The following is a 13,835-nucleotide window of genomic DNA, read 5'->3' as shown; positions in this document are numbered from 1 at the left end:
AAATCGCCGGGATTGGCTCGCAACGACACCTGCGACCAGTCCGACGGTCACTTTTTCAGGCCAGCCGTGGCATAGTCGGCCAAACCGATTCGCCGCCTCAGCGGCCCTCAAAACGCATCAAGATATATGTCCAAGCAATTGAAAACCAAAGCAAAAGACGACCTGTTCGGCGGCGACGAGCCAAAGCCCCGCGCACCCGCCAAAGCGGCATCGCGTGCGAGCGGCGGCGAAGCCGACTACACGGCAGCCGACATCGAGGTGCTGGAAGGTCTGGAACCGGTCCGGCGCCGTCCCGGCATGTATATCGGCGGCACCGACGAGAAGGCGCTGCATCACCTCTTCGCCGAGGTCATCGACAACTCGATGGACGAGGCGCTTGCCGGCCACGCGACCTTCATCGAGGTCGACCTGAGCGCGGACGGTTTTCTCACTGTCACCGACAACGGCCGCGGCATCCCGATCGACCCGCATCCGAAGTTTCCGAAGAAGTCGGCGCTCGAAGTCATCATGTGCACGCTGCATTCGGGCGGCAAGTTCGACTCCAAGGTCTACGAGACCTCGGGCGGTCTGCACGGCGTCGGCATCTCCGTCGTCAACGCCCTCTCCTCGCGCCTCGAGGTCGAGGTCGCGCGCAGCCAAAAGCTGTATCGCATGACGTTCGAGCGTGGCAATCCGAAGGGCAAGCTCGAGGATCTCGGCAAGGTCAACAACCGGCGCGGCACGCGCGTGCGTTTCAAGCCCGACACCGACATCTTCGGTGCCAAGGCCGTGTTCAAGCCGCAGCGCCTGTTCAAGATGACGCGCTCGAAGGCCTATCTGTTCGGCGGCGTCGAGATTCGCTGGAATTGCGCGCCCGAGCTCTTGAAGGGCGTCGAGGACGTGCCGGCGGAAGCGACGTTCCACTTCCCCGGCGGGTTGAAGGATTATCTCGCCGCCGCGATCCACGCTGACACGTTGGTGCATCCCGACATCTTCTCCGGCAAGTCGGGGCGCAACGGCGCGCACGGTGCCTGCGAATGGGCTGTGGCGTGGACCGCGGACGCCGACGGCTTCCTGTCCTCCTACACCAACACCGTGCCGACGCCCGATGGCGGCACGCACGAATCCGGCTTGCGCAGCGCGCTGCTGCGCGGCCTGAAGGATCACGCCGAGCGCGTCGGCCAGGGCAAGCGCGCGGCCTCCGTCACCTCGGAAGACGTGATGGTGGGCGCGGCCGTGATGCTCTCGGTGTTCGTGCGCGAGCCGGAATTCCAGGGCCAGACCAAGGATCGTCTCGCCACCGCCGAAGCGCAGCGCATCGTCGAGCAGGCGATGAAGGATCCGTTCGACCACTGGCTCTCCGGCAATCCGAACCAGGCCAACAGGCTGCTCGACTTCGTGATCGATCGCGCCGAGGAGCGACTGCGCCGCCGCCAGGAAAAGGAAACCGCGCGCAAAACCGCCGGCAAGAAACTTCGCCTGCCCGGCAAGCTCGCCGACTGCACCGACGCGGGAACGGAAGGCTCCGAGCTCTTCATCGTCGAAGGCGATTCGGCCGGCGGCAGCGCCAAGCAGGCGCGCGATCGCAAGACCCAGGCCGTGCTGCCGCTGCGTGGCAAGATCCTCAACGTCGCCTCTGCCGGCAAGGACAAGCTGACGGCAAACGCCCAGCTTGCCGATCTCGTGCAGGCGATTGGCTCAGGTACGCTCGCGCAATATCGCGAAGAGGACCTCCGCTATCAGCGCATCATCATCATGACCGACGCCGACGTCGACGGCGCCCATATCGCCTCGCTGCTGATCACCTTCTTCTACCGGCAGATGCCGCGACTGATCGACGAGGGCCACCTCTTCCTGGCGGTGCCGCCGCTCTACAAGCTGACGCACGGCTCCAAATCGGTCTATGCCCGCGACGACGCCCACAAGGAAGTGCTGCTCAAGAGCGAGTTCAACGCCAACGCCAAGGTCGAGGTGAACCGCTTCAAAGGCCTCGGCGAGATGATGCCCGCGCAGCTCAAGGAAACCACCATGGATCCGGCCAAGCGGACGCTGCTCAAGGTGGTCCTGCTTGCCGACGATCGCGACACCACAGCCGATTCGGTTGAGCGACTCATGGGCACCAAGGCCGAGGCACGGTTTGCCTTCATCTCGGACAAGGCCGAATTCGCCAGCGAGGACCTGCTGGACGTCTAGCCAGCTGCTAGCTCGAGTTTGAATCTAGGAGAAGAGCCCCGGCGTTGTCCGGGGCTTTTCGCGTTATGCACCCACCCCGGGGAAGCGTAGGCTTGGTCAGGACTATTCCTCGAGTTGCGCCCCCGCAGGTCCTCTTGCGGACGACCGCAACACCGCCACCGATTCGGTCTAATGGGCACCAAGGCGAGGCCCGCTTCGCGTTCATTTCGGACAAGGCCGAGTTCGCAAGTGAGGACCCTCCGACGCCCAGAGCATGATCTCCGACGCCACGAGCACGGCGCGATATGCCTAGTCGCGTGCAATCCGGAATTCTTGTTAACGCATTATTATAAAAGAAGAATTCAGCAAGCTACACGCCACAATCTGCTCCGTTATTCAGTAGAAGTACTGATCGTTTTTCGGACATTGTGTCTGCGCAGCAACAGCTTTTCGGCTGGAAACGACTATAGTTGCGGCATCGGATGGATTTTGTGGTTCGCGCCGCCAAGCCTTGGGGATTTTTACAATGAAGAAGTTTTTGCTGACTCTGACCGCGACAGCGGCGCTCACGGGACAGGCATTTGCTGCTGATATGGCCGTCAAGGCTCCTCCGCCTCCGCCTCCTGCACCAGTTGCCAACTGGACCGGCTGCTACATCGCCGGCAGTGTTGGTTACGGCCTCTACGACAACGAAACGAATAACCGCTTCAGGGACCCCGTCACCGGTACGGACCTTGTTGCTGGCGCGAACGTGAACGTGTCCGGGAAGGGCTGGCTGGCCGGTGGTGGCGGCGGCTGCGACTATCAGTTCGGGCTCGGCGGGGGAGGCGGGTTCTTCGGCACGGGTCAGTTCGTGATCGGCTTCTTGGCTGATTACTATTGGTCCGAGATGAGGGGTGATCGCCCCAGTATCGTTAACCCCTTCTTTTCCGCGCAGGAGAAGGTGGACGGTCAGTGGGCTGTAGGCGGCCGCATCGGCTGGCTCGTGAATCCGAACACCCTCACCTACTTCTCCGGCGGCTACACTGAAGCCCATCTGACTGGCACTGGTAACTTCTTCACCCCAATCAACAACACCTTCCTTGGTACCGCGATTCCGGGCCGCACGCTCCAGGGTTGGTTCCTTGGTGGCGGTGTCGAGTATCAGAGCGGTTGGATTCCGAACCTCACCTGGAAGACCGAGTATCGCGTCTCCGAGTATAACCGGACCGATCGCTTCGAAAATGTTCTCGCGACTGGCGCGTCCACCAATTTCTTCAGCAGTGACAGGCTCATTACTCAGACCGTCATGACCTCGCTGGTCTATCGCTTCAACTGGGGCGGCCAGGTCATTCCTAGGTACTGATCTGAAATTCGATATCGACTTCAAAAGCCCCGGCATCGCCCGGGGCTTTTTCGTTTTTGGGGCGATCGCTCCGCCCCTGGCGCCCTCATGGCGACGCTCCAGTCCGTGGCTCGTCGTGATGAGACAGGATATCTGTCGCAACTGTGCCTGCCCGGCAACAGCATTTTGGATGGAACCGGCTATAAGCAGCATATCAGTTGAATCGTTTCCGGTGCGCTCGCGTCGGGCAGCTAGGGGTGGAATTCGAAATGAAGAAGTTTGTGATGGCCTTCACGGCGGTCGCGGCGATGACGGGCGCAGCCTCGGCTGCTGATTTGGCCGCGCGGCCCTACACCAAGGCTCCGGTGGCTGTGGCTCCCGCTGTCAACTGGACCGGCTGCTACCTCGGTGCCGGCGGCGGCGGCGCGATGACCAACAACGATTACAATGAGTACATCACTGGCACGGGAGCTGCGGCTACCAATAACGTCACCGGCGGTGCGCGAGGCTGGTTCGGCACGGTTCAGGGCGGCTGTGACTATCAGTTCGCCGGCACGAACTGGGTGGTCGGCGCCTTCGCTGACTATGACTTCATGGACGTGCACGGCGACCACAATTTTCTTACCAACGCCCTCACCGGCCAGCAGAAGCAGGATCAGCAGTGGGCGGTGGGCGCTCGCGTTGGCTACCTCGTTCTTCCGCAATTGCTGACTTATGTCTCCGGCGGCTACACGCAGGCCCACTGGAAAGGCACGAGCTACACCCCGTTCGGCGCTGTCTCCGCCATTGGCACGACGCCCGGCTTCACCAAGAGTGGCTGGTTCATCGGCACGGGTGACGAATACGCTCTGACGAGCTTCCTGCCCGGCCTGTTCTGGAAGACCGAATACCGCTATTCGGAATTCGATCGCGCCAATGTCGATCTCGTCGATACTACTGGCGCTTCGCTTGGTTTCAGCCAGACGCAGAAGCTCCGCGAGCACAGCGTGCGCAGCGAGCTGGTCTACCGCTTCAACTGGGGTGGCCCGGTCGTCGCGAAGTACTGATCTGATCTCAATCTGAGACGTTAAAGCCCCGGCATCGTCCGGGGCTTTTTCGTTGTGGGGCACTTCTCCACCGACCAAGAGCCGGCGCGCATCGATCGCGAGTCGCCAATGCCTGGGGCATAGTGAAATTAAGTCGTGTCCGTGAACTCGGAGCGCTCCCTCTCCCGCTTGCTTGTGGGAGATGTTGAGCGAGCTCGTAACCCAATCGATTCAACCTGACGCATCGTACTTTGGGTACGGCGAGACGTGCGGTTTTGCGCGCCGTAGTGTCGTTAAAAGCCTGATGTTATTGGCGTTAGCGGTACTGAACAGTGCTCTATCGGTAACACATGTCGCGCAATGACCCCATCAGTTCGCTCCAGACCAATCGAATTTCGCCTGAGAACAAGACGGTAAGACGCACGGAAATTACTTCTAATCCTGCGCCGAACACGCCGGCCGCACCTTTGGGACGAGACGCCGCTCGTGAAGGGCTTGGAGATTGGAATGAAGAAATACCTGATTGCACTCGCGGCCGTGGCCGCAATGACCGGCTCAGCTTCGGCCGCCGACCTCGGCGCAAGGCCCTACACCAAGGCTCCGGTTGCCGTGTCTCCGGTCGCCAACTGGACCGGCCTATGGATCTCCGGCGGTTTTGGTTATGGCTTGGCCCAATATCAGCACTCGGAAAACGATACTGCCGCGCCCTTTGCTCTCATCAGCACGGGTCAAGACGCAGGCCTCAAGGGGTGGCTTGGGAAAGTCGGCCTTGGGTACGACTATCAATTCGCTGGCCCGATGGGGAACTGGGTGATCGGCGCGTTTGCGGATACGGATTGGTCGAACATCAGCGGCCAATACAACGTCAACACCAGCTCTCTACCGATTGCTCTTCTTGATGCTTCGAACCTTACCGGCTCGTTCAAGAACGATTGGTCATGGGCTGTTGGCGCTCGCATAGGTTACGTCGCGCTTCCGGGTCTTTTGACGTACTTCAACGGTGGCTACACCCAGGCGCATTTCGCTACGACGAACTATGCTGATACGACCTCCTCGCTCACGCCGGCGGGGACGGGAATTTCGTTGGGAAGCCAGACCCGGGGTGGATATTTCCTCGGTGGCGGCACGGAATACGCTGTGAGCCAGCTTCCGGGCCTGTTCTGGAAGAACGAAGTTCGTTTCTCGTCCTTTGGCAACAAGACCAACAATGCGGTCTGTACAGTTGCAACGGGTTGCGGCCTCGGACCGGTCTTTACCCAGACGAGCCGCGTCTACGAACAGAAGGCCACGACCGAGCTGGTCTACCGCTTCAACTGGGCTGGCCCGGCCGTCGCCAAGTACTGATCCGATCTCGATCTGAGACGTCAAAGCCCCGGCATCGTCCGGGGCTTTTTCGTTGAGGAGCCGCTGCGCGCTGCCCTTCGACGACTGATGGGCCTGCCGCAGCCAGGCCTCGATGACAGCCCGGTCGGCGTTGGTCATCGCCTGCCCGCGCGCACCACGATAGGCCACTGCATCCGACCGATGCCGCCCTCCGCGATGGACCTCCCAGCCTGCTCGGCCATTGTATCCGAACCGGGGCAACGGCTAGTCTTCGCAGGTTTCCGCGCGCTGCGGACCGGCATGAGACATCGCGCCGGTCGAAGCCGCAACAGACCAGAACCATTGGGAGGAAGCATGCGCAGATTTCTGCTGACCGCAGGCCTGTTTGCGACCGCCCTCGGCCTGATCTGGATCGGACAGGGTACGGGCACGTTTCCCTGGCCGCGATCGAGCTTCATGGTCAACCAGCTGCAATGGGCCGGCTATGGCGCGGCCATGGCCGGCTTCGGGCTGGTCCTGATCTGGGAAAGCAGCCAGTAAAAAAACCAAACAAGAAAAGGACATCACAGCATGACATCCAGCCGGTTTGATCTACGCGGCAAGGTCGCGATCGTCACGGGCGGCAATGGCGGCATCGGGCTCGGCATGGCCCGCGGGCTTGCCGATGCCGGCGCCGACATCGCCGTCGTCGGCCGCAACGAGGCGAAGTCGACAGCGGCGATCGAGGATCTCCGCCAGCGCGGCATCAAGGCGATCGCGGTTGCAACCGATGTCACCGACAAGGCCGCGGTCGAGGCAATGGTCGCACGTGTCGCAAAAGAACTCGGCCGCATCGACATCCTCATCAACAATGCCGGCATGAGCATCCGCAAGCCGCCGCACGAGCTCGAGCTCGAGGAATGGAGCAAGGTGATCGATACCAACCTCACCAGCGCCTTCGTGTGCTCGAAGGCGGCCTATCCCGCGCTGAAGGCATCGGGCCGAGGCAAGGTGATCAATATCGGCTCGATGATGTCGATCTTCGGCGCGAGCTTCGCGCCGGCCTATGCGGCGAGCAAGGGCGGCATCGTGCAGTTCACGCGCGCCTGCGCCAACGCCTGGGCGGCGGACAACATCCAGGTCAACGCGATCCTGCCGGGCTGGATCGACACCGACCTCACGCGCGGCGCGCGACAGCAGGTCACCGGACTCCACGATCGCGTGCTCGCGCGCACGCCCGCGGGCCGCTGGGGCCACATCGACGACTTCGCCGGCATCGCGGTGTTCCTGGCATCACCTGCTTCCGACTTCGTCACAGGCACCGCGATTCCCGTCGATGGCGGTTTCTCGGTGATGGGGTGAGAGGCAAGGCGGTGCGCTCAACCCCAGCCAAGGCTGGCGCTTTTTGTCGACTTTGTTATTTCGGTCGGGCGCTCAGTACTTGGCGACGACCGGCGTAGCGCTGAATGCGTAGTTAATACCGACTCGGACAATGTTGCCGGTGAACCTTTCGCTCACCGTCACGAACGTCGTTGGGAAGCGCCCGGCGCTATCGCCATATTGTTGAGATAGCCGCCCGAGATCATAGTAAAGATATTCCAGCTTCGCCGACCAGGGTCCGAGAAACTTCCACTCGCCGCCCACGCCAGCCGTCCATCCGGCTCGCCAAGCGCTCGTCGTCGCTCCGCCGCAAAATCCCGCACAGGCCGCGCCACCGCCGACAGGAAATGTTGTGACGGTGGTCGTCAAGCTCGGATCCCCGTAAGCCAAGCCACCCGTTGCGTACAGTAAGACAGTCGGCGACACTGTAAAGCCGACCCGCCCACGAACTGTTCCCAAGAAATCCAGTTTTTCCTGCGCGGTCGTGGTCGTCGGAAAGAAAGCCGGAGAAAGATCCGTCGCGAAGCTCACGGTCCGGTTGAGAGAGGTCCCTTGCCAGTCCGCCTCGATACCCCAAACAAAATTGCCCGACTGCTGATTGTAGCCAACCTGCACACCACCGATGAAGCCGGACTGCGACGTTGAAAGCACTCCGGGGAGCTGCCCGCGCGCGATGGCAGCCAGCGTGGCAACCGCGTCTCCACCAAAGAAAGCGCGATCGTCGGTCCAGATTCCGCCGGCGTTTCCACCGATGTAAAAACCGCACCAACCGCACGTCGGTACGGGCGGCGGAACTGCCTTGACCGCCATATCGGCTGCCGATGCGCTGCCGCTCGCCCCAAGCACGAGCACCAACATGCTCGCGAAAGCCAAAGACCTTTTCATTCCGAATCCCCCCGAAAGAAATAGCTGGAAATAAATCGAAGCAATTTGGTGAGATTTATTTACCAATCGTCACACGGAGTCAGCGATCCGAAATTACTGTTCCATCGCCGCTTCTGCGCGGTATTCGGGTAAAAGTGACATTTTTGACCACGCGTAGGTCAGTAAGATTGACGTTTGATCGGAAAGATATTGCTGCACCACAAAAGAGCCCGACCAGGGCCGAGCTCTGAAGCTTTCAGGACAGGGCGGGTACCGGCCGTCCGCTTCACTTGCGTCGATACCGGTGCAGCCTCCGGTTGAGCTCCGATCGGTCAACAGTTCGCCCCTAACTGTTGCGCCAAAAGCAAAAAAGCCCAGGCCGATGCCGGGGCTCTTCGCTTCGTTGCAGGGACTGAGTCTCAGTAGCGCGCGATGACCGGCGAGTCGAACTTGTAGCTCGCGCGCACCACCGCCCACTGAAGGTCACGCGGCTTGGCGTCGAAGGTGTAATTGCCCGAGATGCCGCCAAGCTGATAGGTCTGGCTGACGAAGGCCGCGTAGTTGTATTCGAGGCCGACGATCCAGTTGCGCGTGATGCCGTATTCCCAACCAGCGCCGACCGTCCAGCCATTGGCCCAATGGGTCTGGCCGCCCGAACCCGTGGCAACTCCGACCGTGTCGGTGACCGAGAGACGATTGTTCACGCCGGCGTAGCCACCCTTGATGTAGAAGAGGTTGTTCTGCACGGCGTAGCCGGCGCGGCCGACGACCGTCGCGAGAACATTCGCGCGCCAGGTGAAGACGTCGTCGGCCGCACCGAATGCGGTGTTCACGACGGTGCCCTTGTTGTCGAGCCCGGAGATCGTGCCTTCGGCGCCGAAGACCCAGTTGCTGGCCTGCCAGTTATAGCCGATCTGGGCGCCGCCCATGATGCCCGAGCCGCGCTGACGATAGCCCTCGCCCGGAATCAGATCGCCGAAAGGCGCGCCGGTGCCGTTGTTGGTGAACTGCTCGTTGGTCCAGGCGCCGCCGATGTGGCCGCCGACATAGAAACCCGTCCAGTTGAACAGCGGCTCGATATAGGCCGGCGCCTTCATGTAGGGCCGCGCGGCGAGATCGGCAGCGGAAACGCTACCGGCTGCGACGAGCGCGCTGGTGCAGGTGAAGGCGGCAATCAACTTGGAACGCATGTACAACCCCTTGTCCTTGGATGGGGCGCACGCTCACAGACAGTTCTTACTAAAATTGGAATCAACGACGTTAAGCGGCAGGATTGGCTTTCGCGCGCTTCGAATCCGATTGCGTTGTTGCACATGCGCAACGCGGATGGGCGCACTTAATGCGCCGTTATCCCTACCAGACCGTTCACGACATCATGCCCGCGCGACCGGCGAATGCACATGCTCGGGCCGTACGCCGAGCGCAACTAAGCGCGCAGGCATTTTCTGGAGCCACGGCCACGCCGTAACGAGACGCACGATCAGCGGAACCTTCACGGGTTGATTGCCGGGCTTGAGCGCACCGCTGATGATGTTGTTCTGTACGACGACCTGCATCGCCTGCGTCATCTTCACGGGAAACGAACGGCGCTGCTGCACGGTGTCGAGTTCGGCTTCGGATGGGCAGCCGTTCCGGATCTTGTCGGCGAGGAGGTTGGCGGTCGCAACCGCATCCTGGACCGCGAGATTGACGCCGACGCCGCCGACCGGCGACATCGCATGCGCGGCATCGCCGATGCAGAGCAGGCCCGGTCGCGTCCAGCGGCTCAGGCGGTTGATCGCGACGGTGAGAAGCTTGACGTCGTCCCAGCTCTTTACGTCGGAGATTCCGGTTGAAAGGATCGGCGCCATGCGGACGACGTCGTCCAGCAGCGCTTGCAGCCCCCTCGCCTTCACCGCGTCATACTGCCCCTTGGCGATGACATAGGCGCATTGCCAGTACTCGCCGCGATCGAAGGTGATCATCATCTTGCCGGGTTCGACGCGCGCGAACACGTTCTCGGTTTCGTTCGGCTGCCGCCCGGCACGAAACCACAACACGTCCATCGGCGCGCCGATCTCCTCGACCGCGAGGCCAGCGCGCTGGCGCACCGTCGAATGCCGACCGTCGCAGGCGATGGTCAGATCTGCCTCGATGTCGATCGGGCCCTCCGGCGTCGTCGCGCGCACGCCGGCGATCGCCTCGCCGCGCCGGATCAGATCGGTTGCCTCCGTGCTCATCATCACCTTGAGCGAGGGAAAGCGCTGACCGCTCTCGCGCAAGAAGTTCAGAAAGTCCCATTGCGGCATGAACGCGATGAACGGGTATTTGGTGTCGAGCCGGCGGAGATCGGCGATGCGCACCGGCGTGCCGCCGAACATGCCGTCGAGCGTCTGCAGGCGCTGATGCGGCAGCTTCAAGAAGCCGTCGATCAGGCCGAGCTCGTCCATCACCTGGAGCGTCGAGGGATGCACGGTGTCGCCGCGAAAATCGCGGAAGAAATCCGCGTGCTTCTCCAGCACCACGACGTCGATGCCGGCACGCCCCAGGAGGTAGCCGAGCATCATGCCCGCGGGTCCGCCGCCGACGATGCAGCAGCGAGCTTTCAGGGAACGAGATGCGGCTGGCGGTTCTGGCGATTTAGCGTTCATGATCCGGTCCTCGTCGTTGGTTCGATCCGCAACAATGTTTATAGCGCGGGCTCGGCACCAAGATGCCGCATCACAAGATCTAGGAACTCATTGGCCAGCGGCGAGATGCTCGAGGACCGGTGGCGAATGATGCCGACGATCCGCTTGATCTCGGGGACAGAGATGGGAACTGCCCGGATATTGGAGCCGGGATGGGCCGGCAGGGCCATTGCCGGCAAGATGGCGCAGCCGATGCCCGCTTCCAGGAGTTCAAGGATGCATGAGACGTGTTCGACTTCGTAAAACCACCGCAGCTTCAGGGCAGCATTTCCGAGCAAGACCTCCAGCAGGAGCCTGTTGCCGCTGTCGCGTCCGCCAATCATGAGCCGAACCTTTGGCATCGCCTGTAGCTCTTCTAGAGCTATCTCCTGGCGAGCGACCAGCGCGTCGTCCTTATGCACTGCCAGGACGAAGCGGTCCGCCAGCAACGGTGCGAATGTCAGATCGGGGTCGGGCCCCGGGTCCACGCCGACCCCGAATTCGGCCAACCCGGACAAGACCTGGCGAACGACAAAGTCCTGGTTACCGTCGAAGACCTGAACGCCGACGTTCGGATGCCGTTCGGTGAACGTCCTCAGCATGGGCGGAAAGGCCTGGCAGACCACAGTCGGAATGCTGGCCACCCGAATCTTGCCGAAGCGCCTTTCGGCGACCTCGCGGATCGAATCGAGCATCCCGTTCAGGTTGTTGATCTGCTGGCGAGCCATCGGAAGGAAGTGGCGTCCGGCTCCGGTGAGGACCACCGACCTGGTGGTGCGGCTGAACAGTTCGACACCCAGCGTCTGCTCCAGCTTCTGGATCCGGCGCGACAGGCCGGGCTGGGTCAGATGAAGCTTCTCGGCTGCACGTTGGAAATTCAGCAGCTCTGCCGCGATCACGAAGGCTTCGAGTTCAGCGTTCTCGACTTTCATGCGGAAGTCTCATCAGTCGCAAGCGAACCCGCATTGGACCTCGCAGTCGGCGGTTTCTACGATCCTGGGGTTTAGCCAGACCGAAGGGAACAGGTAGCATCGATGCCCACCCAGCAGCAACTAGCGTCGCCCGTGCTGATCGCCACCACTCCATCAGCCTACGTGGCCGAGGCGGATGCGACCTACCGGAAGATCGTGCTTCGCATCATGCCGCTCATCCTCGTCTGCTACTTCTTTGGCTACCTGGATCGGGTGAACGTCGGCTTCGCCAAGCTCGGCATGGTCAACGATTTGCGTCTGAGCGAGGCCGCCTATGGCCTCGGTGCAGGCCTGTTCTTTATCGGCTATCTCCTGCTCCAGGTGCCAGCCGGCTACCTGGTTCAGCTCTATGGCCCGAGGAAGTGCATCGCAGCGTCGATGATCTCATGGGGGTTCGTCTCCATGGCCACCTTGCTGACGCGGGACGAAGCCAGCTTCTACGTGCTTCGGTTCCTGCTCGGAATCACGGAGGCAGCCTTCTTCCCCGCCGTGATCGCCTTCTTCAGTGTCTGGTTTCCCTCATTCAGGCTCAGCAAGGTGATGTCCTTGCTCTTCCTCGCCCTGCCCCTCGGCGTGATCCTCGGCGGTCCGTTGTCCGGATGGATCATGGACGTCACCCACGGCGGCTACGGCCTGAAAGGCTGGCAATGGATGTTCCTGCTCGAAGGACTCCCGGCGATCCTGCTCGGGCTCGTCTCGATCAGGGCGATCGTCGAGCGGCCGGACGATGCCGTATGGTTGTCGCACGACGAGAAGGCCCTGGTGCAGCGAGAACTCGCTCAGGAATCCAAGGACAAGCAAACGAGCTTGTGGCCAGCGTTGCGTGAGCCGACGCTGTGGATTTTGTTCGCGACGTCGTTTCTCTATAACGTCGGCAATTACGGCCTCGTTTTCTGGATGCCGAGCATGATCAAGTCGATCGGCGGGCTGACGAACTTCCAGATCGGCGTCGTGACCGCACTGCCCTACCTGATCGCCGCCTGTGCCATGCAGCTCAATTCGATCCACTCAGTGAAGACCGGAGAGAGGCTCTGGCATACCGCAGCGCCCCTGATCGTTGGCGGCGCCGCCTTGGTGGCGAGTGTGACAATGCGAGACGCGCCGGCGCTCTCCCTCTTGTGCCTGACAATAGGCATCTCCGGCATCCAGTGCACGCTGGCCATGTTCTGGAGCCTGCCTTCACGCGTGCTTGCAGGAACGGCTGCGGCCAGTGGGGCCGGACTGGTCAATATCGGCGCGGCCAGCGCGGGCTTCGCCGGTCCAGCCGTCCTCGGCGTCCTGAGCCAACTGACGGGCAGCATGACGGCCGGCGTCTCGCTGCTGGCGATCGCGCTGTTCGCCGCGGCCGCGCTGATCTTTGCGATTCCGCGGCACCTGATGGCCCGGCACGTCGTCTCGGCCTAGGGAAGCGTTATGGTCCACGAGCCTCCAATCCCTTCCGACTCCAGGCACGGAATGCACAAGCCATTTCGGATCGCTATCGCCGGATTCCATATTGAGTCCGTGAGTTTCCTGCCCGCCGTCTCGACCTGGGACGATTTCGAGCAGGTGGCCCTGCGCGGGGATCGCATCGTCGAAGAGCTCCGAGGCACAAACACCGTGATGGGCGGCTTCATCGAGGTCTGCGAACAGGCGAGCGTGGCGTTGGCTCCGCTCGTCCACACGGCCCTCGGCGCCGTGGGTCCGGCCACCGATGAGGCCGTCAGACGCTACGCGGACGAGATGGCTTCGGGCGTCCGCGTCTTGTCCGACCTGGACGGCGTGCTGCTTTTCCTCCACGGGGCGTGCTGGACGGCTTCGTATCCGGACCCCGAGCGCTTCATCATCGACACGGTGCGTGCCGCCCTGGGGCAAGACAAGCCCTTGATCGTCGCGTTGGACTACCATGGCAATATAGATGCAAACACGCTGCAAAACGCGACCGCGGCGTTCGCCTATCGAAAATCGCCGCACACGGATACGGGCGACACGGGACGCCGTGCCGCCATCTGCATGCTCCGCACACTGCGTGGAGAAATTTCGCCAACATGGGCGATCGCCAAGCCTGGCGTGCTCGTCCCGTCGATCTTCAGCGCGACTGCGCTGCGCCCCTTGGCGGATCTCATCGAGGAAGGCCAGCGCATCGAACGTGACAGCGGGCGCTACACCGACATTTCGCTGATGGCCGGCT

Annotated in this window: 12 protein-coding genes; 8 read left to right on the top strand and 4 right to left on the bottom strand. The window is 62.0% G+C overall.

Going from position 1 to position 13,835, the window contains the following annotated elements; all coding sequences use genetic code 11:
- The first annotated feature begins 126 nt into the window (after nt 1–126).
- From parE to Q3C01_RS33590, 6 genes are all read left to right on the top strand, one after another.
- Nucleotides 127–2,172 (top strand): DNA topoisomerase IV subunit B, encoded by a 2,046-nt coding sequence (parE, locus tag Q3C01_RS33615; protein ID WP_458149563.1) that lies wholly within the window; start codon nt 127–129, stop codon nt 2,170–2,172.
- 505 nt (nt 2,173–2,677) lie between these two features.
- Nucleotides 2,678–3,496: an outer membrane protein gene (locus Q3C01_RS33610; RefSeq protein ID WP_458149562.1), complete on the top strand. Its 819-nt coding sequence runs from the start codon at nt 2,678–2,680 to the stop codon at nt 3,494–3,496.
- 248 nt (nt 3,497–3,744) lie between these two features.
- On the top strand, nt 3,745–4,521 hold the full coding sequence (locus tag Q3C01_RS33605) for an outer membrane protein (protein WP_458149561.1): 777 nt from the start codon (nt 3,745–3,747) through the stop codon (nt 4,519–4,521).
- Between the two features lie 486 nt (nt 4,522–5,007).
- Nucleotides 5,008–5,844 (top strand): outer membrane protein, encoded by an 837-nt coding sequence (locus Q3C01_RS33600; RefSeq protein WP_458149560.1) that lies wholly within the window; start codon nt 5,008–5,010, stop codon nt 5,842–5,844.
- Nucleotides 5,845–6,177: 333 nt separating this feature from the next.
- Nucleotides 6,178–6,363: a hypothetical protein gene (locus Q3C01_RS33595; protein WP_449380816.1), complete on the top strand. Its 186-nt coding sequence runs from the start codon at nt 6,178–6,180 to the stop codon at nt 6,361–6,363.
- 30 nt (nt 6,364–6,393) lie between these two features.
- On the top strand, nt 6,394–7,164 hold the full coding sequence (locus Q3C01_RS33590) for an SDR family NAD(P)-dependent oxidoreductase (protein WP_458149559.1): 771 nt from the start codon (nt 6,394–6,396) through the stop codon (nt 7,162–7,164).
- A gap of 72 nt (nt 7,165–7,236) precedes the next feature.
- On the opposite strand, the gene Q3C01_RS33585 is transcribed toward Q3C01_RS33590, so the two are convergent.
- The 4 genes from Q3C01_RS33585 to Q3C01_RS33570 form a co-directional block, all read right to left on the bottom strand.
- Nucleotides 7,237–8,067: an outer membrane protein gene (locus Q3C01_RS33585; RefSeq protein ID WP_458149558.1), complete on the bottom strand. Its 831-nt coding sequence runs from the start codon at nt 8,065–8,067 to the stop codon at nt 7,237–7,239.
- 398 nt (nt 8,068–8,465) lie between these two features.
- Nucleotides 8,466–9,236 carry an outer membrane protein gene (locus Q3C01_RS33580; RefSeq protein WP_458149557.1) on the bottom strand — a complete coding sequence of 257 codons (771 nt, stop codon included), beginning with the start codon at nt 9,234–9,236 and terminating at the stop codon, nt 8,466–8,468.
- Nucleotides 9,237–9,419: 183 nt separating this feature from the next.
- Nucleotides 9,420–10,676 (bottom strand): FAD-dependent oxidoreductase, encoded by a 1,257-nt coding sequence (locus tag Q3C01_RS33575; RefSeq protein WP_458149556.1) that lies wholly within the window; start codon nt 10,674–10,676, stop codon nt 9,420–9,422.
- A 38-nt stretch (nt 10,677–10,714) separates the two neighbouring features.
- Nucleotides 10,715–11,626, bottom strand: a complete 912-nt coding sequence (locus tag Q3C01_RS33570) for a LysR family transcriptional regulator (RefSeq protein WP_458149555.1) — start codon at nt 11,624–11,626, stop codon at nt 10,715–10,717.
- A 102-nt stretch (nt 11,627–11,728) separates the two neighbouring features.
- Between Q3C01_RS33570 and Q3C01_RS33565 the strand changes: the two genes are divergently transcribed.
- Nucleotides 11,729–13,069 carry an MFS transporter gene (locus tag Q3C01_RS33565; RefSeq protein WP_458149554.1) on the top strand — a complete coding sequence of 447 codons (1,341 nt, stop codon included), beginning with the start codon at nt 11,729–11,731 and terminating at the stop codon, nt 13,067–13,069.
- A 51-nt stretch (nt 13,070–13,120) separates the two neighbouring features.
- Nucleotides 13,121–13,835 (top strand): M81 family metallopeptidase (locus Q3C01_RS33560; protein WP_458149553.1); only part of this gene is annotated, 715 nt, incomplete at its 3' end.

This window comes from Bradyrhizobium sp. UFLA05-109 (assembly GCF_054185165.1).
Note: the sequence above shows the minus strand (reverse complement) of the source record. Positions and strands in the feature narration are given on the sequence as shown.